The organism is Comamonas sp. JUb58 (assembly GCF_004364775.1).
Lineage (GTDB): Bacteria > Pseudomonadota > Gammaproteobacteria > Burkholderiales > Burkholderiaceae_C > Comamonas.
Genome location: NZ_SOAL01000022.1, coordinates 76,811 through 98,447 on the forward strand (window position 1 = coordinate 76,811; position 21,637 = coordinate 98,447).

At 64.5% G+C, this 21,637-nt stretch carries 21 protein-coding genes; all 21 read right to left on the reverse strand.

The features are described from left to right. Window positions 1–5: 5 nt before the first annotated feature. The 21 genes from EDF71_RS20925 to EDF71_RS21025 all read right to left on the reverse strand — a co-directional run bounded on the left by EDF71_RS20925 (window position 6) and on the right by EDF71_RS21025 (window position 21,162). Window positions 6–2,390: a hypothetical protein gene (locus tag EDF71_RS20925; RefSeq protein WP_208301105.1), complete on the reverse strand. Its 2,385-nt coding sequence runs from the start codon at window positions 2,388–2,390 to the stop codon at window positions 6–8. A 14-nt stretch (window positions 2,391–2,404) separates the two neighbouring features. Further along, the gene (locus EDF71_RS20930; protein ID WP_133858477.1) at window positions 2,405–3,025 is read right to left on the reverse strand and encodes an outer membrane lipoprotein carrier protein LolA; all 621 of its coding nucleotides are present in this window, start codon (window positions 3,023–3,025) and stop codon (window positions 2,405–2,407) included. A gap of 17 nt (window positions 3,026–3,042) precedes the next feature. Beyond that, entirely contained in the window at window positions 3,043–3,483 is a 441-nt protein-coding gene (locus tag EDF71_RS20935; RefSeq protein WP_133858478.1) for an acyl-CoA thioesterase, read from the reverse strand. Continuing rightward, window positions 3,473–5,023: an aromatic amino acid ammonia-lyase gene (locus EDF71_RS20940; RefSeq protein WP_133858479.1), complete on the reverse strand. Its 1,551-nt coding sequence runs from the start codon at window positions 5,021–5,023 to the stop codon at window positions 3,473–3,475. Before EDF71_RS20940 ends, EDF71_RS20935 begins: the two co-directional genes overlap by 11 nt. Then, the gene (locus tag EDF71_RS20945; protein WP_133858480.1) at window positions 5,020–6,036 is read right to left on the reverse strand and encodes an acyltransferase; all 1,017 of its coding nucleotides are present in this window, start codon (window positions 6,034–6,036) and stop codon (window positions 5,020–5,022) included. The genes EDF71_RS20940 and EDF71_RS20945 overlap by 4 nt, the downstream gene beginning before the upstream one ends. Further along, a complete protein-coding gene (locus tag EDF71_RS20950; protein WP_133858481.1) occupies window positions 6,036–6,791 on the reverse strand; it encodes a glycosyltransferase family 2 protein in 756 nt (251 codons plus the stop codon). The genes EDF71_RS20945 and EDF71_RS20950 overlap by 1 nt, the downstream gene beginning before the upstream one ends. Window positions 6,792–6,794: 3 nt before the next feature. Further along, window positions 6,795–8,519: an AMP-binding protein gene (locus EDF71_RS20955; protein ID WP_243854384.1), complete on the reverse strand. Its 1,725-nt coding sequence runs from the start codon at window positions 8,517–8,519 to the stop codon at window positions 6,795–6,797. Between the two features lie 79 nt (window positions 8,520–8,598). Then, window positions 8,599–9,150 (reverse strand): hypothetical protein, encoded by a 552-nt coding sequence (locus EDF71_RS20960; RefSeq protein WP_133858502.1) that lies wholly within the window; start codon window positions 9,148–9,150, stop codon window positions 8,599–8,601. 11 nt (window positions 9,151–9,161) lie between these two features. After that, on the reverse strand, window positions 9,162–9,422 hold the full coding sequence (locus EDF71_RS20965; RefSeq protein WP_133858482.1) for an acyl carrier protein: 261 nt from the start codon (window positions 9,420–9,422) through the stop codon (window positions 9,162–9,164). A 45-nt stretch (window positions 9,423–9,467) separates the two neighbouring features. Then, the gene (locus EDF71_RS20970) at window positions 9,468–9,728 is read right to left on the reverse strand and encodes a phosphopantetheine-binding protein (protein ID WP_133858483.1); all 261 of its coding nucleotides are present in this window, start codon (window positions 9,726–9,728) and stop codon (window positions 9,468–9,470) included. Beyond that, a complete protein-coding gene (locus EDF71_RS20975; RefSeq protein WP_133858484.1) occupies window positions 9,715–10,491 on the reverse strand; it encodes a lysophospholipid acyltransferase family protein in 777 nt (258 codons plus the stop codon). Before EDF71_RS20975 ends, EDF71_RS20970 begins: the two co-directional genes overlap by 14 nt. Beyond that, window positions 10,484–11,200: a beta-ketoacyl synthase chain length factor gene (locus EDF71_RS20980; protein WP_166656611.1), complete on the reverse strand. Its 717-nt coding sequence runs from the start codon at window positions 11,198–11,200 to the stop codon at window positions 10,484–10,486. Before EDF71_RS20980 ends, EDF71_RS20975 begins: the two co-directional genes overlap by 8 nt. Window positions 11,201–11,790: 590 nt before the next feature. After that, window positions 11,791–12,939 (reverse strand): galactonate dehydratase, encoded by a 1,149-nt coding sequence (gene dgoD, locus EDF71_RS20985; RefSeq protein WP_021027234.1) that lies wholly within the window; start codon window positions 12,937–12,939, stop codon window positions 11,791–11,793. 49 nt (window positions 12,940–12,988) lie between these two features. Then, on the reverse strand, window positions 12,989–14,026 hold the full coding sequence (locus tag EDF71_RS20990) for an L-idonate 5-dehydrogenase (protein WP_133858486.1): 1,038 nt from the start codon (window positions 14,024–14,026) through the stop codon (window positions 12,989–12,991). 37 nt (window positions 14,027–14,063) lie between these two features. Further along, window positions 14,064–15,089 (reverse strand): DctP family TRAP transporter solute-binding subunit, encoded by a 1,026-nt coding sequence (locus tag EDF71_RS20995; protein WP_133858487.1) that lies wholly within the window; start codon window positions 15,087–15,089, stop codon window positions 14,064–14,066. Between the two features lie 102 nt (window positions 15,090–15,191). Beyond that, the gene (locus EDF71_RS21000) at window positions 15,192–16,472 is read right to left on the reverse strand and encodes a TRAP transporter large permease subunit (RefSeq protein ID WP_133858488.1); all 1,281 of its coding nucleotides are present in this window, start codon (window positions 16,470–16,472) and stop codon (window positions 15,192–15,194) included. Continuing rightward, window positions 16,469–17,050 (reverse strand): TRAP transporter small permease, encoded by a 582-nt coding sequence (locus tag EDF71_RS21005; RefSeq protein ID WP_133858489.1) that lies wholly within the window; start codon window positions 17,048–17,050, stop codon window positions 16,469–16,471. Before EDF71_RS21005 ends, EDF71_RS21000 begins: the two co-directional genes overlap by 4 nt. A 163-nt stretch (window positions 17,051–17,213) precedes the next feature. Beyond that, a complete protein-coding gene (locus tag EDF71_RS21010; protein WP_133858490.1) occupies window positions 17,214–18,227 on the reverse strand; it encodes a TRAP transporter substrate-binding protein in 1,014 nt (337 codons plus the stop codon). Between the two features lie 64 nt (window positions 18,228–18,291). Beyond that, window positions 18,292–19,539, reverse strand: a complete 1,248-nt coding sequence (locus EDF71_RS21015) for an enolase C-terminal domain-like protein (protein ID WP_133858491.1) — start codon at window positions 19,537–19,539, stop codon at window positions 18,292–18,294. Between the two features lie 14 nt (window positions 19,540–19,553). Next, window positions 19,554–20,324 (reverse strand): SDR family oxidoreductase, encoded by a 771-nt coding sequence (locus EDF71_RS21020; protein WP_133858492.1) that lies wholly within the window; start codon window positions 20,322–20,324, stop codon window positions 19,554–19,556. A gap of 136 nt (window positions 20,325–20,460) precedes the next feature. Next, on the reverse strand, window positions 20,461–21,162 hold the full coding sequence (locus EDF71_RS21025) for a FadR/GntR family transcriptional regulator (protein ID WP_166656612.1): 702 nt from the start codon (window positions 21,160–21,162) through the stop codon (window positions 20,461–20,463). Between the last annotated feature and the right edge of the window lie 475 nt (window positions 21,163–21,637).

Here is a 21,637-nt window from a genome sequence, read left to right on the forward strand (position 1 = left end):
GCCGTTTATCCTTTCTCAGCCGCAGGCAGCGGCGCAGCTGACGCGCGGAACAGCGGCGCCAGCAACAGCACCATCGGCAGGCCCAGCATCAAGGTCACACCAAAGGCCCGCAGCGCCGGCGTCTGCGACAGGCCCAGCAAGCCGAACGACAGCCAGGTACTGCCAGCGCCGATGATCACCGCCAGCCAGGCCTGCGGATCGTCCTCGTGCTCCTGCAAATAGATGCCGTAGTCAATGCCTACGCCCAGCAGCAGCATCAGGGCCAGCACATTGAACAGCTGCCAGGGCTCGCCCATCAGCGCCATGGTGATGACCACGGCCAGGCTGGCCAGCACAGTCGGCAGCCAGGCACGCCAGGCACTGCGGCCAAAGCGCAGGCACAGGGCAGCCAGCACCAGCAGATGGCCCACCACCAGCAGCTCGGTCATCGAGATGCGGTAGCGCTGCAGCAATTCAGAAATCTCCGCCGGCTTGTCCACCCAGGTCACGGCCTCCAAGCCTTGGGCGGCGGCTTCCAGCGCCGGCAAGGCCGCCTGGCCACGCACACCGCGCAACATCACCATGCTGCGGTAAGCGCCTTCGTGCTCACCCAACCACAGCGGGCGCGCAGCGGCCGATATCGGTTGTGCCAACCAGGCCTGCACCGTCAGCGGCTGCTGCGGGCTGCCCGCAGCCGCGGCCTCAAAGGCCTCACCGAGCTGTGCATTCACGCCAGCCAGCACCACCTGGTTGGCATGCTGCACCAGCTGGGCATTGCGCTGCTGCATCTGCTGCGATGGCACCCAGTCCGAGACGGCGCTGTAGCCAGCGATGTCCTGCTGCGCCACCAGCGCATCCAGCCGCTCCTTCAGCTCCTCCTCCTGCTGCAGCAAGGCTTCCGGGCTTGCTGCCTTGACCAGGTAGAACTGCGCCGGGCTGGGCAGCCCCAGCATCTGGCTGACCTGTATCTGCTGCTGCAGCAGCTGGGGCGAGCTGTTCTGCAGTTGGCGCACATCATCGCGCAGGTGCAGCAGGTGGCCTTGCGTGATCCACAGCAGGGCCAGCGCGCACAGCGCCAGTGACCAGGGCAGTGCCGAGCGCCAGCGCGGCCACCACCACAGCGTCTTGCCGATCCACTGCGCAGCCGCGTTGCCCGCCACCTGGCCCCGGTCCAGCCAGGGAAACCAGCAAATCACCGTCAGCATCGCCGCCGCCAAGCCAACCACCGAGAACAAGGCCATTTGCCGCAGGCCCGGGAAGGCCGCCATGCCCAAAGCCACATAGGCGATGGCGCTGGTGCCCAGCGCCAGCCAGAGCGCGGGCAGCAGGCCTCGCATCAGCGCATGCGGCGCGCGGCCGGGTGCGCCCTGGCGCGATGCAAAGTAGTGGATACCGTAGTCTTCCGCCACGCCGACCAGGCTGGCACCGAACACCAGGGTGAGCAGATGCACCTTGCCAAAGACCAGGTCGGTCACGCTCAGCGCCACCGCGCAGCCAATCAGCAGTGACAGACCCACCAGCAGCACCGGGCGCAGCGAACGAAACGCGATCCAGGCCAGCAGCAGCACGCCCGCCAGCGAACCCCAGCCAATCACATTGATCTCGCCATTGGCCTGCACGGCAGCAGCCTCGGCATGCAGCGGCACGCCCGCCATGATCATCTGCGCATCGGGTGCTTGCCGGCGCACCTGGGCCAGCGCATCATCCATCGCCGAGCCAATTACCGGCTCCCCCGAGAGGCTGAAGGCCGAGCCATCCAGCGTGTACTGCAGCACCACCCATTGCTGGCCCTGTGCAGCCACCCACAGCTCGGCATCCCGCGGCCGGGCCTGGCTTTGTGCAGCGCGGGCCGACCACCACTGCGTCCACAGGCCAAGCGGGTCGTTCACCCAGTCGGTCAGGCGGGCTTGTGTGGCAGGTTGGTACAGGTCCTGCAGCGCGCGCTGGACCAGGGTCTCATCGCTGGCCGTGCGCAGCTCGGCACGCTGCGCAGGCGTCAGCAGCGCCGTGTGCCAGGGCTGGTAGAAGCCCAATGCCGACTGCAGTGACACATCCTTGGCCATCGCCGCTTCCTGCAGATGCGCATCTGGGTGCTGGCGCAACGCTGCGCGAAAGGTCTGCGCCGCCGCCCGCGTCTGCTCCCATTGCTCGGTGCCCAGCAGCACCACGACCTGGCGCTGGATCTGCTCGGCCAGCTGCTGCGTGGCCTGCGCCACATCGGGCGCGCGTTCATTGATCGGCAGCAGGGCCAGCACATCGGTGTCGATGCGGCCCTGCTTCCAGAAATGCCATTGGTGCGCGCCAACGGCCAGCACCAGCAAAAGCCAGAGCAGCGCAGCGGCACGCCACAGCAGGCCGGCAGGCCGCTCCTGGTGGCCGCTGTGGGTGGCAGTCTGTGAGGTAGCAGTCATCAGGCTCCCATCCTTCAGCGGAACTGCGCCAGCTCGGCATCACTGGCCTTGGACGCCGCCTCGGCCCCCTGGATGCGGATCAGGCTGCTGTCGCCCCGGGCTTCCTGCAGGCGCACTTCACGCACAAACTGCCCGCCTTCCAACTCGATCGACGCCAGCCACTGCGCCAGCATCGGGTCGCGCGGCAGCAGGCGCATCTGCCAGCCAGAAGCCTGCGCCTTGCCGCTGACCTCAAAGAAATGGTGCAGCTGCACCAGATCCGCCGACATGACGGCAAACAACATGGCGTTTACCGTGCGCAGCACCGGCTCGTCTTGGGCACGCATCTGCATGCTCAGGGAGCCATCGGCGCGGCGCGATTGCAGGCTGTCGGGCTTGACCACCAGGCTCGACTCGAAGGGCTTGCGCACATGCCAGACGATGCCCTGGCCCTTGGCCACCACAAAATCGCCGGAGGAACGCAATGGCTGCTTGAAGCCCTTGACCGTCTTCTCCTGCGTGAACTGGCCCCGCACCACGGGCGCATCCTTGAGCTGCTGGCGCACCTGCACCAACAGGTCCTGGCCTGCCGGCTCCGTCGGGGCCGCAGCGGGCTTTTGGGCGAAGGCCGGGGCGATCCCCGTAGCCAGTGCCATGCACAAGATCCAGGCCCTCATGGCGCCACCCCCAGCCGCTCCCACAGCACAGGTGGGCAGACAAAGCGCATTTCGCGGGTCTGCATGTCGACCGCCACCTGGATCGTGTAGGCCGAATTGAGCTTTTCGCCGGTCTGCGCATCGCGGATCAGGTAGTCGATGCGCAAGCGGTTCTCCCACTCCGTGATGCTGGCCTTGATCTTGAGGCGCTGGCCAAAAGCGGCCGGGCGCACGTATTTGAGGCGCATATCCACCACCGGCCATCCAAAGCCCGAATCGCGCATGCGCGGGTAGTCGTAGTCGAACTGGGCCAGCAAGGCGCTGCGGGCCAGGTCCAGAAAGCGCACATAGTTGCCGTGGTAGACAATCTCCATCACATCGATGTCATAGAACGCCGGCGTGATCTCGATTTCGCAGGACAGGCGCTCACGCGAGGCCATTTCACTCTCAGTCGGCATACAGGCTCCAGGTTTGGGCACGGATGCCGCTCAGCAACTGGTGCAGATCGCGGTCCAGCGCACGGTCCTCCTCGACCAGCGCCACGCGCTCGGCCAGGTCGGCAATCCAGGCACGCATGGCGGGGCCCACCGGCACATCGGGCTGGATGCGCTCACGCAAGGGCACTCCCTGGCGCGCGGCAATCAACATGGCCGCCAGCACCTGCTCGGTCAGCTCCAGCACCCGCAACGCATCGCGCGCGGCAATCGTGCCCATGCTCACCTTGTCCTGGTTGTGGCACTCGGTCGAGCGCGAGAACACCGAAGCCGGCATGGTCTGTTTGAGGGCTTCGGCCGTCCAGGCCGAGGCGCTGATCTGCAGCGCCTTGAGGCCATGGTTGATCGGCTGCGTTGCGCCCTGCGAGCCCGACAGGTTCGATGGCAGGCCCTGGCTGTAGCGGGTGTCCACCAGCAGTGCGAGCTGCCGGTCCAGCAGATCGGAAATATTGGCCACCGTGTTCTTCAAGGTATCCATGGCCAGCGCAATATGGCCACCATAGAAATGGCCGCCATGCAGCACCCGCTCCTCATCGGGCTCGATCAGCGGGTTGTCGTTAGCCGAGTTGAGCTCCGACTCGATCAGTTGGCGCAAAAAGGGCAAGGCATCTTCGAGCACGCCGATCACATGCGGTGCGCAACGCAGCGAGTAGCGGTCCTGCAGGCGGTGGGAGTTGCGCAGCTGCGCCTCGGCCACCAGGTCGCCCCGGATGCGCGCGGCGGCACGCTGCTGGCCGGCATGCGGTTTGGCGGCAAACAGCGTCTCGTCAAAATGGTGGGCATTACCCGCAATGGCAACCACATTGGCTGCCGTGATGCGGCAAGCCAGGCGCGAGACATAGTCCGCGCGCTGCCAGGCGAGGCAGCCCAGCGCCGTCATCACGGCCGTGCCATTCATCAGCGCCAGGCCTTCCTTGGGGCGCAGGCGCAATGGCGTCGCGCCGGTCTCTTGCAGGGCCTGCGCGGCGGGCACGATCTGGCCCCGAAACAGCACCTCACGCTCACCACAGAGCACCGCTGCCACATAGGACAGCGGGGTGAGATCGCCACTGGCACCCACCGAGCCTTCGGCCGGGATACGCGGCAGGATATCGTGCTGGATCAGGTGCTGGAGCTGCTGCAGCAGCGCCCAGCTGACGCCGGACATGCCCCGGCACAGCGAGGCCAGGCGGCAGGCCAGCACCGCGCGCGTTTCCACGTCGGTCAGAAAACGGCCCATGCCACAGCCGTGGTAGGCATAGAGGTGGTGCGGCAGATCGGGGATCAGCGCTGGCGGAATCTCGACCGTGCAGGAGTCGCCATAGCCGGTGGTGACGCCATAGACCACACCGTCTTCGCGCAACAGCCGGTCGAGAAAGTCCGCACCGCGCTGTATGCGGCTGCGGAACTGGGGATCGGGCGAGAGCTGCACTTGCGCCTGGCCCTGGGCGATAGCCGTGATCTGCTCGATCTGCAGCGGGCTGCCATCAAAGAGGATCAGCGTGGGTGGAACGTTCTGAGTCATGGGGAGCTACTTTTCTGGGCCTGTGCCAAAGGGGTGAGGGGCTGCGGCGCCTGGGCCTGCGCCCAGAAGGGAAAGAAATTGAGCCAGTCCCAGGGCGCGCTGCGCAGCCGCGCCTCCAGCGCAGCCGCATAGCGGGCGGCATACTGGGCCAGGGCCTGCTCGCGGCCAGCGCGGGGCAGCAACACCTGCGAGGCCAGGGTCTCGATCTGCAGCGCATAGCCGTGGCCGGCATGGGTGCAGGTCATCAGCAGCAAGGGGCACTTGAGCAGGGCCGCAATCACATAGGGACCGGTGGGAAAGGCCGCCTGCGCGCCCAGGAAAGGGGCTTCGGTGGTCTTGCTCTTGTGCACCGGCACCCGGTCACCCGCAATGGCGATGAACTCCCCAGCGCTGACGCGCTCGGCCAGCATCATCGCCGTGGCAGCGTTGAACTCCGTCACCTGCAGGAAGCGCACCTGGCTGCCCGGTGACAGGCGCGCCAGCATGCGGTTGAATTGCTGCGCATGGCGGGTGTGCACCAGCACATTCAGCCGCAGGCCCGCGCGCTGCTCGGCCAGCACCTGGCTCAGCTCGATGCAGCCCATATGGGCGGTGATGAACACGGCCCCCTGGCCACGTGCTATCAAATCCTGGACTGCCTGCTGCCCCTGGACCTGCACCCGGGAGGCCGGGTAACGGCCCGAGATGGCCAGCATCTTGTCGAGAATGACCTGCGCAAACACGCGGAAGTGGCGCAGGCTCTGCCGCCAGCCGGGCGGCTGCGGCCACAGGCCATGGGCCTGCTGCATGCGCTGCAGGTAGTCCAATGACGACCGCCTGGCCAGAGGCCGGCTGAGCCAGTAGTAGCTGACGACCGGGTAGAGGCACAGCAAGAACGGCCAACGCCCCAACAGCCGGTGGATCTGGTAGAGCAGCCACATGCCTGCGACAAAGCTGCTCTCCCCGATCTGGGCCCAGTGCGTGGATGGCGTCTGCGGGGAAGCCTGGGAGGCCTTGTTGTATGCGCCTGCCATCAGACCGCCCTCCGCCGCGTCAGCTTGCGCAGCAGCAGCACCGGGCTGCGCAACAGCATGCCCGCAAACAGGCGCGCATGCATCTTGGAGATCAGCAGGTTGTCACGCAGCATACGGAAGTGGGACAGGCCATCTTGCGGGTAGGTCACGCGGGTGAACTGCGTGACAAAGGGCACGCCCTGCCAGTGCATGCGCACGAGGATCTCGGTATCAAACTCCATGCGCCGCCCGATGTGGGCGCTGTCCCAGGCACGCAAGCTGGCCGCCAGCGGATAGACCCGGAAGCCGCACATGGAGTCGCGGATGTCCAGCGACAAGGTATTGATCCAGACCCAGACATGGGTGGCATAACGGCCATACAGCCTGGCCTTGGGCACGCTGTGGTCGTAGACCGGCGCACCGCAGACCATGGCCAAAGGGTGCTGCCGTGACAGAGCGGCGAAACCAGCGATGTCGGCGGTAGCGTGCTGGCCATCGGCATCGATCTGCACCGCATGCGTGAAGCCGCGTTGCTGCGCGCGGCGCATGCCGGCGATCATGGCCGCGCCCTTGCCCTGGTTCTGCGCCAGGCGCAGCAGCTCCACATGGGGCGCATGTTCGGCGGCCAGCGCGTCCAGCACGGCGGCGCAGCGCGCCTCCGAGCCATCATCGACCATGATGCAATCCTGCCCGCTGGCCAGGACACCGCGCAGCATGTCTGCCATCGTGTCGGGATGGTTGTAGACCGGGATGATGGTGATGATGGCGTGCTGCATGCGTCAAATGCCCTGGATCAGCCGGCCACTGGCATGCATGCCACGCGCCGAACGGATGGCGAACTGGACCGCGCCCTTGACCTCCAGCCACTGGAGTTCGACCTCGACGCTATCGCCCGGCAAGATCGGCTGCTGGAACTTGATGACCTCGCCCCGGCCATAGGCCGATGTCAATGCAAAGGCCTGCTGCGCCAAAGTCACCGCCCAGTGCAGCTGGGCCACGCCGGGAACCAGCAAGGCCTGCGGAAAATGCCCATCCAGCACGCGCAAGCCCGCCACGACCTGGAGGCGGGCGCAGGCCTCGGTGGCGCTGCGGCTCATCCATTGCGGCGTGGGCATCATCGGATCAAACAGCGCCAGCAGGCTTTGCTGGGTGACCTTGCTCTGCGCATTCATTGGCATGCGCTCGACATAGCGCCAGCTGCGTGGCAGCGCCACCCGCTCTACCTGATCAGCAAGCAAGGCACGCAGGGCCTGAGCCATGGCCTGGCGGCCATGGGCGAGCAGCTGCTGCCAGCCCGCGTCCGTCAGCGCCAGCACCATGCCCACGCGGGTAGGCAAGTCGCTGCGCTCGATCAGCACGGCGCGGGCCGCATGCACCCAGTCACTGGCCTGCAGGGCCTGCTCCAGTGCAGTCAAAGAAATGCGTTTTTCGGCAATTTTCACAATCCGGTCCACCCGGCCCCGGAGCACAAAGCTGGTCCCATCGCTGCTGGCCTCGGCCCGGTCTGCGGTCTCCCACCACCGTGCAGGATCAGACAGATGCGGTGAGCGCACCTTGAGCACACCGCTGTCCGCATCCAGCGCGACGGCCACACCTGGCAAGGCTTGCCATACCTCGCCCGAATCGGCGCGGCGCCGCCAGGCAATGCCACCGGTCTCCGAGCTGCCAAACACCTCGGTCGGGGAATGCCCCAGCACCGCCACACTGTGTGCCGAGGCTTCGGCGGCCAAGGGCCCGCCGGAGGAAAAAATGGCGCGCAAACGCGATGGCGCATCAGCCCAGGGCAGCTGCTGCGGCAGCCGGCCCAGCATCGCAGGGCTGGACACCAGCAGGCAGGCCGGTGCCTGGCGGAACTGCGCGAGCAGGTCTTCGGGGTAGCGCGCGAAGGCCGTGCCGAGCATGCGGCCCGCCGACAGCGGCCACAGCACCCGGAACAACAGCCCATAGATATGCTGGTGTGACACGGTGGCCAGCACCTGTAGCGGCCCACCGCCCAGCGCAGCACCAAAGGCGGTCTCCAGCGCCTGGACTTCGGCATCCAGCTGCGCCAGCTGCTTGACAATGCGCTCGGGCTTGCCGGTCGAGCCCGAGGTGAACAGCACCAGGCGCGTAGCCTGCCTGTCCAGGGGCCGCAAAGAAAGATCGCCAGCGGCATCGGCCACGGGCGCCACGGCGCCGGGCAGCAAGCCTGCGCTACCGGCCAGGCTGGGCAGCAGGGCATCGGTGTTCGTCGGCTGCAGATCGCTCAGCAGCACCGGCGTTTTGCCTGCATGCCAGGCCCCCCACAATGCGGCCGAAAAGTCCAGCGCATCGTCAAAATAAAAACCGATCTCCTGGCCGGGCAGCTCTGCAAAGGCGGCATACCAACGGCGCACCATCTGCAGCCATTCGCTGCCTGCCACGGCCTGGGCATTGCTCGGGGTGACCCGCATGGCCACGGGGCGCTGGGCGCCCTGCTCTGCCATCGTCACGGCCACGTCGGCCAATGCCACACCCTGCTTCAACTGTGTCTCCCCTTGTCCCATTGCGTTCACATCCCGGGCGCTGGCTGCCTGCAAGCTTGCAGGGCGATGCGCCTGTCCATCAATCTGCACTGGCCGGTTGCCGCACACGGCGCCGTACCAGCCACTCCCCGCCCATCAGACATCCCATCAGGACATAGGCGAGCAGCCCGTTGTAGAAAGCCCAAACGGCATCGCTGCCCCAGAGCGCAGTCATGGCAGCGACCGCACCATTGAGCACAAAGAACAGGCACCAGACCAGCGTGACCTTGCGCGTGTAGCGCACGCCGGATGCCGGCAGATCTGGCTCCTGCAGCCGCGCCAGGCGCTCGACCACCGTGGGTGGGTATACGAGGCTGTAGCCAAATACCGCCAACATCACCGCATTGACCCAGACCGGGTAGAGCTTGACCATCAGCGGATCGTTGCCCAGCCAGGCAGCCAGGCCCAGCACAGCAGCGCCTGCGGCCGCCAGCCACCAGAACTTCTCCTGGGCAATGAGCGCACGCACGACGGCCAACACCACCATCAACAGCGCCAGCCACTGGGGCGCAACCCGCCCGATGGTGGCGTAGACCACCAGCGGATAGAGCACGGTCAGCACGACCAAGGCCCATTTCAGCGAGCTGCGCATGCCCATGGCGCTCAGGCGGCCTGCTGGTCCTCGTTGACCAGCAGGTAGAGCGCGTCCACCACGTCCTGCACGGTGCGCACCGACTTGAAGGCTTCCGCATTCAGGCGCTTGCCCACCAGAGGCTTGAGCTGCACGATCAGGTCGACCGCATCGATGCTGTCGATATCCAGGTCGTCATAGAGCTTGGCCTCAGGCGTGATGCGCGCGGCCTCGATGCTGAAGTTCTCGTCCAGGATGCGGACGATATGTTCATAAATTTCTTGCTTTTTCAAAGCGGTACCCAATGAGGTCAATGAATGAGAAGGAGCCAGGGCCGCTTACTGCGCCTGGTGGCCCGCGACAAAAGCCACCAGGGCGTTGACGCTGCTGAAATGCTGGCGGGTCTGCTCGGAGTCGGCCGACATACTCAGGCCGTATTTCTTCTGCAGCGCCAGGCCCAGTTCCAGCGCGTCGATGGAGTCCAGGCCCAGGCCGTCCACAAACAGTGGTGCGGCCGAATCGATGTCCTGCGGTGCCAGGTCTTCCAGTGCCAGCGATGCGATGATGAGTTCCTTGATTTCCTGTTCAAGCTGAAGCACGTGAGGGTCCTCTGAATAAATAATCGGACAGGTAATCGGTCACCTGGCGTGCCGCCAGCGACTCGTTGCCTGCCACTGTGCAGAATTCTTGAATGGCGATGTCATCCCGCACTTCGAACGTGAAATGCGGCTTGCGCGCCGGCACTCGCCACCAGGGAACGCCCTTGGACAGCATCGGCAAGCTGGTGTGGATGTACACCGGCGTGATATCGACGCCGCCCTTGACCGCCACATGCGCAGCGCCACGCTGCAGCTTGGGCGCCCCCTGAAGCGGCGTGCGCGTGCCTTCCGGGAAAATGATCAGGTTACTGCCGGCATCGAGCGAACGTGTGCAGTCCTCGATCAGCTGTGCGCCGCCGCCATTGCAGATGAAACCTGCCGCCTGGATGGGACCGCGCGTGAAGGGGTTGCGCAGCAGCGAGGCCTTCACAATGCAGTCCGCCTTCGGGATGAAGGAGATCAAAAACACCACGTCGATCAGCGAGGGGTGGTTGGCCAGAATCAACAGGCCTTGGCGGTTGAGGCGCTCCAGATGGCGGGTCTCGTACGAGATCACGCCCACAAAGTTCATCAGGCCGACAAACCAGCGAAAGCTATGGTGTATCAATGCCTGCGCGGCATTTTTGCGCTTTTGCGGATCGCGGTTGCAGACCAGCAGCAGCGGATAGACGAGCAAGCGGATCACCAAGCCGCCCAGACCAAAGACGGCAAAACAAAAGCCCGTCGCAAAGACGCGCCAGTAACGGTTGAGACGTTCAGCCATGCATGCGCTCCCAGGTCCAGCCCCTGCCCGGCGCGGCTTGCGGGGCTGCCCATTCGGTTTGCGCGGGGTCCAGCAAGAAACGCAGCACCTGCAGGCCATGGGGCAAGCCTGCCTGGCTGCCCTCTGTGTCGCCAGCATCGCGGCCGGCAGCCCTGGCGGTCAGCGCAAAGCCTGGTCCATCGGGCTGGGCCAGGCTGACCACGACGGCCCAGGAAAATTCGGCAGCGCCTGCTTCGCCAAAAGGCGCGTACTCGCCAGGCAGGCCCTCGTCGTAGCAGACCAGCACCACCGCCGGAGCACCCTCGTGCAGCAGGCCGATGGCCTCGACGATGCCGGCCTCAGGGCCTGCGGCGGACGCCGCGACACAGATGGCATTGGACACCATGCCCCGCAAGATCGAATACTGGGCCGCAATGCCGTTGTGCACGGACAGCGCAAATGCGGTCGGAGAAAGGGCTTCCGCGCCGACCTGGGCGCGCAGCAGTTGCAGGGATTTGTCGCTGTCACCGTAGCGGGAGACCCAGACCATGGGGATGTCGGCCAGCGCTGTCTGCGCCAGCACATCGTCTGCCACCACGACGGCCATCTTGGCCAGCGGGCCGAGCCTGCGCCGTGCCATCGCCGGGATATGGGAGACATCCAGCGCCAGCTCTCCCACGGGCGCCGACGGCTGGGCCGCCCAGTCCTGCCATTGGGTTGACGTGCGCAACCCGCGCGCGACGGCCGAACTGGCTCGAACGGAAAACTCAACCCTCACGCCTGCTCCACTTGATGATGTTTGTTTGGATGATGGATACGCGTACTACGCACTGACCCGGGATTTTATCTTGCGATTGCTGCGAGCTATGAGTGGAAGCATCACAAAAGAAACCAACATTTCGACACATAAATAGCGAATGGCGTGATGCATGCCGCTCAATCAAGATTTTTGCTATTTAAAAACGCGCGTCCGAAATGGCGGCATCGCTTGCTAGCAGAGCGTTGTGTACACAAGGTAAAGACCGCGATCGGCCCGGTCCATCAGCATTCGTTGGGACAGGTTCCGTGGTGCTGTGCTGCGCTGCAAGTCCTTGTGGCTTCTTTGTTTATGTTGGCTTTGAAAAACTTGGCATTAGCAAAGCACTATGGATTCAAAATGTTTCTTTTGCACCACAAAGTGGCAAGCAGCGGGCAACAGCGCGGCAACCGACATGAAAAAACACCTGCGCCTGGCATCGCTGCCGGGTGCAGGTGTTCACAATGCTCGCCGCAGCGCCTAGACAGGCTCAGCCTGAACCATGACAGGCTCGGCGCGCTACCTCACCACTCCGCCACACTGCCATCCGCATGGCGCCAGACCGGGTTGCGCCAGCGGTGGCCTTCCTTGGCGCGCTCCACCACATAGGCTTCGTTCACCTCGATACCCAGGCCCGGGCCGCCGGGCATGGCGACATAGCCGTCCTGGTAGTCAAAGGCATCGCGGTTGTGTACATAGTCGAGCAGGTCATTGCCCTGGTTGTAGTGGATGCCCAGGCTTTGCTCCTGGATGAAGGCGTTGTAGCAGACCGCATCGATCTGCAGGTTGGCGGCCAGCGCAATCGGGCCCAGTGGGCAATGCAGGGCCACCGCCACATCGTAGGCCTCGGCCATGGCGGCGATCTTGCAGGTCTCGGTGATGCCGCCGGCATGCGAGGGATCGGGCTGGATGATGTCGACACCGCCCTGCGCAAACACGCGCTTGAAATCCCAGCGCGAATAGAGACGCTCGCCCAGCGCGATCGGCGCGGCACCGATGGCGGCCAGCTCGGGGATCACTTCCAGGTGCTCGCTGAGAACCGGCTCCTCGATGAACATCAGGTTGAAATCGCGCAACTCGCGCATCAGCACCTTGGCCATGGGCTTGTGCACCCGGCCGTGGAAGTCCACACCTATGCCGATGTGCTTGCCCACCGACTCGCGGATCATCGCCACATTGGCCACAGCCTGCTCCACCTTGGCATGGCTGTCGATGTACTGCATCTCTTCGGTGCCGTTCATCTTGACGGCGGTAAAGCCGCGTGCCACTGCCGCCTGCGCCTGGGCTGCCGTGTCCGCCGGGCGGTCACCCCCGATCCAGGAATAGACGCGGATGCGGTCGCGCACCTTGCCGCCCAGCAGCTCATGCACGGGCACACCCAGCGCCTTGCCCTTGATGTCCCACAGCGCCTGGTCCACGCCGGCGATGGCACTCATCATCACCGGGCCGCCCCGGTAGAAGCCGGCGCGGTACATCACATTCCACAGGTCCTGCACATTGCGCGGGTCGCGGCCCACCAGGTAGTCGGACAGCTCCTCGACCGCAGCGGCCACCGTGTGGGCGCGGCCCTCCACCACCGGCTCGCCCCAGCCGACGATGCCCTCGTCGGTTTCGATCTTGAGAAAGCACCAGCGCGGTGGCACGATAAAGGTGGTGAGCTTGACGATTTTCATGGGAAGAACAGAGAAAGAATGGGTGGGGATCAGCGGTTGCGGAGGCGATTCATTCGAAGTCCAGCAGCACCTTCATCGCCTGCGAGCGGTCAGCCGCCAGCGCAAAGGCGCGGGCTGAATCGCGGTAGGACAAGGTGGCCGATATCAGCGGCTTCACATCGACCAGGCCCTTGTTGAGCAAGGCCACGGCGGTGGCGAACTCCTCATGGAAGCGGAAGGAGCCGCGCCAGTCGAACTCCTTGGCCACCAGGGTGTTGATCGGCAAAGTCATCTCGGCACCTGCCAGGCCCAGCTGCACGATGGTGGCGCGCGGGCGCAGCACATCAAAGGCACCGCGCAAGGCATGCGGGTTGCCGCTGGCCTCGAATAGCACATCGAACTGGCCCTTGTCGGCCGCGTAACGCGCCAGCCCATCGGGCGATTCGCCCACATGCACGACCTCATCGGCCCCCACCTGCAAGGCCTTGGCCAGCGGGTGCGCGCTCATGTCGGTGGCCACAATGTGCGCGGCGCCTGCGCGGCGCGCTGCGATGATGGCCAGTGCGCCAATTGGTCCGCAGCCCGTCACCAGCACCTTGCGGCCCAGCAAGGGCCCCGCCCGCTGCACGCCATGCAGGGCCACGGCCAGCGGCTCGGCCATGGCGCCTTCGGCATCGCTGACCTGGGGGGCCAGCAGATGGGCCTGGTGTGCCTCGATGACGATCTGCTGGCGGAACGCCCCTTGCACATGGGGGCTGCGCATCGCGCTGCCGTAGTAGCGCATGTCCAGGCAGTGGTTTTGCAGGCCCATCTGGCAAAAGCGGCACTGGCCGCAGGGCCAGCTGGGGCTGACTGCAATGCGCTGGCCGGCAGCGAAGCCCGTCACCTCGGCACCCACGGACTCGATGACACCCGAGACCTCATGGCCCAGCACCATCGGCTCCTTGATGCGCACGGTGCCAAAACCGCCGTGCTGGTAGTAATGCAGATCAGAGCCGCAGATGCCGCCGCAGCGCACCCGCACCAGCATCTGGCCAGGCCCGGGCGCAGGCGCGGGGACGGATTGCACCCGCAGATCGCCGGGTGCGTGGATAACAAGCGCTTCCATGTCAGGAGTTCCTAGTTGGCTTGGATAAGGGAGTGGCTCAAGGCTTGGTCTTACGGTAGCTGGCCAGCGCCGCATAGAACGACTGGGCAAACTCAACGCCCACCGTCGCCTGGTTCTTGTCGATCACCGGCTGCACCGCAGCGCGGATCTTCTCCAGCTCGGCCGGCGGCATCTCGCCCACCTGCATGCCATGCGATTTGAGCTGGGCGACCACCTCGCCGGCCTGGCGCAGCTCTTCGCTGCGTTGCAAGGTGCGGGCCTTTTCGGCGGATTGCTGCACCGCCTGCTGCTGCGCGGGCGTCAAGGCCGACCACCATTTGTCCGAGGCAATCAAGGCCACCGGCGTGTAGACATGGTTGGTGATGGTCAGGTACTTCTGCACCTCGTACATCTTGTTGGCATACATGTCGACCACCGGGTGCTCATAGCCGTCCAGGGCCTTGATCTCCAGCGCGGGGTAGACCTCGGAGAAGGCCATCGGCACGGCATTCATGCCCATGGCATTGAAGCTGGCCAGCGCCATCGGGCTTTGCATGACGCGCACGCGCAGGCCCTTCATGTCCGCCAGCGAGGCCAGCTGGCGCTTGCTGTTGGACATATTCCGGAAGGCGCCGCCCGCCCAGACCAGGCCGCGCATCTTCATGTCGGCAATGCCGTCCAGCATCTGGCGGCCAATGGGGCCATCGAGCACATGGGCGGCTTCGGCATCGCTGGCAAACAGAAACGGAAAATCAAAAATCTGCAGTGCCTTCTTGCGCGCAGCGATGGGCGATAGCGCGCCCATATACAGGTCCTGCGTGCCGCTTTGCACCGCAATCAGCATCTTGTCTTCGCTGCCCAGGGTGGCGCTGCTGTACACATCGATCAGCACCTTGCCATCAGTCGCCTTGGCCACATCGGCAGCAAACTGCTTCATCGCGATGGCGCGAGGGTGCGAATCGGCAAAGGAATGGCCCAGGCGTGCACGCTTGCCCTCCTGGGCCTGGGCGGGCGCCAGGCTCAGGACTGCCAAGGTGGCGAAGGCAAGGCCTGCAACGAGGCTTCGGCGTTGGATCAGTTTCATGGTCGGCTCCTTGTCTTTTCTGGGCAAAGCCCGCCCTTGGCGCTTGCGGCTTGCAAGCGCTCATGGCTTTTCAATGAATGGGTTTGGGTAACGGTTTGGCGCTTAGCGGCTCATCATCTCCAGCGGCCACATGACGATCTGCGGGAACACCACCAGCAGGAACATCACAATCGTCTGAGCCACCATGAAGGGGATCACGCCCTTGATGGCACCACTCATCGGTATCTTGGCCACCCCGCAGACGACATTGAGCACGGTGCCCACCGGCGGTGTGACCAGGCCGATGGCGTTGTTCATGATGAACAGCACACCGAAGTAGACCGGGTCGATGCCCGCTTGCTTGAGCACCGGCATCAGCACCGGGGTCATGATCAGCACGGTGGGCGTGAAGTCCAGCGCCGTGCCTACCAGCAGCACCAGCACCATCAGCGCAAAGGTCAGCAGCATCTTGTTGTCCATCAGCGGCTCCACCAGGGCGGCCAGCTGCTGCGGGATGTTGGCGGTGGTGATCAGCCAGGCCGACACGCCAGCGGCCGACACCAGGAACATGATGATGGCGGTGGTCTCAGCGGCGCGGTAGATCAGCGCGAACAGCTGGTTCAGCTTGATCTCGCGGTAGATGAACATGCCCACGACCAGCGAGTACATCGCGGCAATGACGGCGGCTTCGGTTGGGGTGAACCAGCCGAACTTCAGGCCACCGATGATGACCACCGGAAGCACCAGCGCCCACAGCGACTGGCGAGTAGCAGTCAGGCGCTCGGCCGTCGTGCGCTTGGGCTCGGTGATGATCGGGTCGCGGCCAATGCACCAGCGCCAGGCCAGCAAGATCGCCAGCCCCATCAGCAGGCCCGGCACAATGCCGGCCATGAACAGCTTGGTGATGGACACGCCACCGGTCACGCCGTACAGGATCATCGCGATCGATGGCGGAATCACCGGCGCAATGATGCCGCCGCAGGCGATCAGGCCACAGGACCGGTTGACCTCATAGCCGGCCTTGCGCATCATCGGCACCAGCACAGCGGCCAGTGCGGCGGTATCGGCCACGGCCGAGCCCGACAGCGAGGCCATGATGACCGCAGCGCCCACGGCCACATAGCCCAGGCCGCCACGGATATGGCCAATCCAGGCCATGGCCATGTGGATGATGCGGCGGGTCATGCCGCCGGCGTTCATGAACTCACCCGCCAGCATGAAGAAGGGCACGGCCAGCAGCGGGAAGCTATTGGCGCCATCCCACATGTTCTGCACGACGATCTGCGGATCGGTAAAGCCCATGTAGTACATCAGCGCCAGGCCGCAGCCGATCAGCGCAAACGCAATGGGCATGCCCAGGGCCATCAGCCCCAGCAAGGACGAGATAAAAATGAAGATGGTCATGCGCGACCTCCTTGTGGCGGGGTCTGCTCCTGCATGGCGTGCTCGGCCTCGCGCGCCTCTTCCATGCCCTCTTCCTGCACATCGATCAACTCATAATCTGCCACCTTGCCCAGCACCAGACGCACCAGGTTGGACAGGCAGATAAAGCCAATCGCCGTGCCGGTGAAATAGCTCACGCCATAGACCCAGAGCATGCTCAGCTGCGCCACCGGCGATGCGTTGCCCGCGATGATGTCGTGCTGCAGCCAGGTGCCGTAGACGATGTAGACGCAGCACAGCAGCATGATGGCCTGGCTCAGGCCCCAGCAAACACGGCGGCCGGCCAACGGCATCATCTGCACCATCAAATCCACCCCCAGATGGGCGCGCTTGCGCATGCCCACGATGGCTCCCAGAAAGGTCAGCCACACAAAGGCAAAGCGTGGCACCTCTTCCGACAGATCAATGCCGGTATTGAAAAACAGCCGTAGCATCACATTGCCGAACACCATCACCAGCATGACGAGCATGCACAGCACCATCATGATTTCCAGCGCGCGCGTCAGCCCGTCCGCGAGCATTTTGAGTACCTTGCCCATGGCAATACCTTTCCCGGCAGCGCGGCCTTGTGCCGTGCCACCACCTGAAGCTTGTAGGTCTATGTCGGCAGCGCCGCACCAGGGGGCGCTGCCAGAACGTTGAAGAGAAGCAAAGGGAGCGGACACGGCTTAGACAGCCGCTGCCCAGCACCCTTTCTGGGCTTTACTGGGCCTTGCGGGCCTGTTCGATTTCGGCAAAGAAGCCCTTGACGAACTCGTCGCCAATCTGGGGCGAGAACTTGGCCAGCACGGGCTTGACCTTGTCCTGCATGCGCGCCAGCTCGGCTGCAGGCATGCTGTCCACCGTCACGCCAGCCTTCTTGAAGTTCTCGACAGCCAGGCTGTCGCCTTCATCGAGCAGCTTGCGTTGCAGCAGGCCGGCTTCGGTGGCGGCCTTTTGCACACCGGCCTTGTCGGCGGGCGAGAGGCTGTCCCAGAATTTCTTCGATGCAACCAGGGCCGATGGCGTGTAGACGTGGTTGGTGATGGTGATGTACTTCTGCACTTCCTGCATCTTGTTGGCCCACATGTGCTGCAGCGGGTTCTCCTGGCCGTCCAGCGCCTTGATCTCCAGAGCAGGGAACACCTCGGCAAAGGCCATCGGCGTGGCATTGGCGCCCAGGGTCTTCCAGGTGTCCAGCGCGACCGGGTTGGTCATCACGCGGATCTTCAGGCCACTCACATCCTCGGGCTTGGCCACGCGGTGCTTGCTGTTGGACAGGTTGCGAAAGCCCATGCCGGTCCAGGTCAGGCCCACCAGGTTGGCCGGTGCGATCTTCTCGAAAATCTTCTTGGACGAGGCGCCATCGAGCACGGCATAGACCTCGGCCGAGTTGCGGAACATGAAGGGCAGATCCCAGACCTGCACTTCCTTGACCCGCGAGGACAGCGGCGCCAGGGTGCCGATGTACAGATCCTGCGTGCCTGCCTGCACGGCCTGCAGCTGCTTCTCGTCGCTGCCCAGCACGGCGCTGTGGTAGGCCTGCACCTTGACATTGCCATTGGTGTAGGTGGATGCAAGCTCGGCGAACTTGTTCATCGCAATCGCTTGCGGGTGGCTCTCGGGCATCGCATGGCCCACGCGTGCCTTGACTTCGGCATAGGCCGCGCCAGCGCCCATTGCCGATGCCGCCAGGGTGGCCAGCAGAATGCGGCGCAGTTGGAAGTGAGTGGTCATCTGTCTGTCTCCGTCTTTGTTGTGAATCGAAAAAAGCCGGCGCTCTTGCCCGGCACGCTGGGAATCAGGGGGTCTGCAGGCTCCCGTCGCTCAGGCGGGTCTGCGTCCAGGTGGTGACCGCGCTGCTGCAGGGGTACTTGGCGGCCTCGCGCTCATCAATGTCCACACCCAGACCGGGTTGCTCATTGGCGTAGACATAGCCATTGCGGAAGCTTGGCAAGCCAGGGAACACAGCCAGCAAGGCATCGCGCGGGCCCTTGAGCTCCTGGATCACAAAATTGGGCGGCTCGGTGCCCGACCATTCCTGCACGCCAAAATTGCGAGAGGCCAGGTCGATATGGATATTGGCCGCATGCGCCAGCGGCGACATATCGCCCGGGCCGTGCCAAGCGGTGCGCACGCCATATTGCTCGGCAAACAGCTGCAGCTTGCGCGCGGGGGTGATGCCGCCCACCTGGCTCAGGTGCACGCGGATAAAGTCGATGAGCCGCTCGGCGATGATGCCGCGCCACTCAAAGGGGTGGTTGAACAGCTCGCCCTGGGCCAGCGGCACATTGGTCTTGTCGCGCAGCTGGCGCAGCCAGTCGCCCTCTTCCAGCGCAATCGCGTCTTCCAGAAAGAACAGCTCATAGGGCTCGAGCGCCTGCGCAAAGCGGATCGCATCGGCGGGCTTGAGGCGCTCGTGCACGTCATGGCACAGCTCCACCTCAAAGCCGATGCGGCTGCGGATGGCGTCGAACATTTTCAGCGTCTCGCGCATGTACTTGCGCGCATCGAGGTAGATGCCGTCTGCTGCGCCCTGCGGCGCCGTACCAGGCGCCGCGCCAAAGCCGCCACCGCCATAGCCTCCGCTTTGGCAGCGGATATGGGTGATACCCTGCTCGCGGTACTTCTGGATGTTGTCGCAAAGCTCTTCCAGATCACGCCCATCGGCATGGCGGTAGATGGGCACGCCCTCGCGCAGCTTGCCGCCCAGCAGCTGGTAGAGCGGCATGCCAGCCTGCTTGCCCTTCAGGTCCCACAGCGCCATGTCCACACCCGAGATCGCATTGTTCTCGATGGGGCCGTTGCGCCAGTAGGCGTTCTGGTGCATCAGCTGCCACAGCTCTTCAATCTGGCTGGCGTCACGGCCGATCAGCAGCGGGCGCAGGTACTGCTCGACCAGGCACTGCACGGCCAGGTGGCGGTAGGCAAAGGTGGCGCAGCCCAGGCCGTAGAGGCCGGGCTGGTTGGTCTCAATCTTGACGACCAGAAGGTTGATGCCCTCTGGCGCCGTTGCGATGACTTTGACGTCGGTAATCAAGGTAGCCATGCTGCTGCGCCCACTTACAGCACCGCCAGCCAGCCACCATCCACATAGATGATCTGGCCGTTGACATAGTTGGATGCGCCCGAGGCCAGGTAAATGGCGGTGCCCACCAGCTCATCGGGGCGGCCCCAGCGCTGCGTGGGGTTGCTGGCCTTGACCCAGGCGTCAAACGCCACGTTGTTGACCAGGGCCTCGTTCATGTCGGTGAGGATGTAGCCCGGGCCAATGGAGTTGGCCTGGATGCCATGCATGGCCCATTCGGCCGCCATCGCCTTGGAGAGCATCTTGATGCCGCCCTTGGCCACCGTATAGGGCGCCACCGTGGCGCGTGCCGCCTCGCTGGTGAGCGAGCCGATATTGATGATCTTGCCGCCGGTGCCGCGTTCGATCATGCGGCGTGCTGCCGTGCGGCCCACGACAAAGGCGGCCGTCAGGTTGGTGTTGATGACCCGGCTCCAGTCCTCCAGCGACACATCGAGCAACGGCTCGCGGTGCTGGATGCCGGCGTTGTTGACGACGATATCGATCGCCAGTCCCTGGGCATCAAACGCGGCAAAGGCCGCTTCCACCGCCGCCTGGTCGGCCACATCAAAGGCCGCCCCTTGGGCTTGGAGGCCCATGCCCTGCAGCTGCGCCACGGCCGCATCGACTGCGGCCTGCTGGCGGCTATTGATCACCACGGTCGCTCCTGATTCGGCCAGGCCCTGGGCCAGCGCCAGCCCAATGCCGCGCGAGGAACCGGTAATCAGCGCAGTACGGCCCGACAGATCAAACAGGGAACGAGACATGGAATGGCGACCTTGAGAATTTCAGAAGTCGCCATCATCGTTTTATTTGTATGATGATTGAATCAGAGCAAACCCTAGACTTTTATCGCTCTTGCGCTTTGCGCGACAGCCGCCTGGGGCCTGGATTTAGCGGCTTTTAGGCGGGTGCGCCCCATCGTGCAATCGTGTCGGCCAGCAGTGCCCGCATCCACAGCTGTGCATCCTCAGCACTGCGCCGCTCAATGGCGGCCAGCACCTTGCCATGCATCACCAGACCATCGTTGAACTGCCCAGCCTGCTGCGCATTGACGGTGAGCAAGGACTCCAGCGCCGAGGCCACAATGCCGCCCAGCGAGATGAGCAGAGGGTTGCCGGTGGCCTGCAGGATGCTCTGGTGGTAGGCCAGATCGGCAACTACCCATTCATCAATCGATGTTGCCGCCTCCATCGCGGCAAAGGCCTGCTGCAGAGTGAGCAGCTGGGCATCGGTGTGCATGCGTGCGGCCAACGAGGCGGCGGCTGGCTCCAGAATGCCGCGCATCACCATCAGGTGCCGGCCCAGCTCCTGGTCCACCCCCTGGCTGCAGAGCCAACCCAGCACATCCGCATCAAACAGGCTCCACTGCTCTTGCGGCCGCACGCGGGTGCCGGTGCGGGGCCGCGCCTCCAGCATGCCCTTGGCGCTCAGCGCCTTGATCGCCTCGCGCACCGCAGTACGGCTCACCCCCAGGCGCTCGCACAGCTCCTCTTCATTGGGCAAGGTGGCCCCGGGCCCGTACTCGGGGCTGGCAATCAGCCGGCCCAGGCTGTCCATCACCTGGTGGTGCAGACTGCTGCCGGACTGTGACGATAAAGACATGGCAATCGGTGGTGGTGCAGAATCATTCATCATACAAAACAAAAGGGCTTGGGGCCAGCCATGGCGTGCTGACGCCGCCCGCTGCCTCGGGCCCGATCATGCCCGCCTTCCGTGCTTGAGCGCGGGACTCGCCTTTGCTGGCACCAGCCTCCACCTTCTTGCCCCGCCACCATCAGCCACATCGCGCAGCAAAATGCCGCCCGAAGGCGGCATTTCGATTTGATCGCAATGCGCTGGCAGGTTCGGTGGCATGACAGCACTGTGCATAGGGATCACACCGCCATACCCGGTGCAAGCTTCTGCGGTCCCTCAGGCCTTGTGCTTGCGCCCGCGCGCTAAGCCCAGCATCGCTGGCAAGGCCGACAAAGCCGCCACCGCCCAGTGAACTGACCCCAAGAAGTTGGACAGTTGAATGTTAGCGGCTCAAGGCCTGAGTTCGGTACTCCACCGGGCTCAGGCCTTTTAGTTTGAGCTT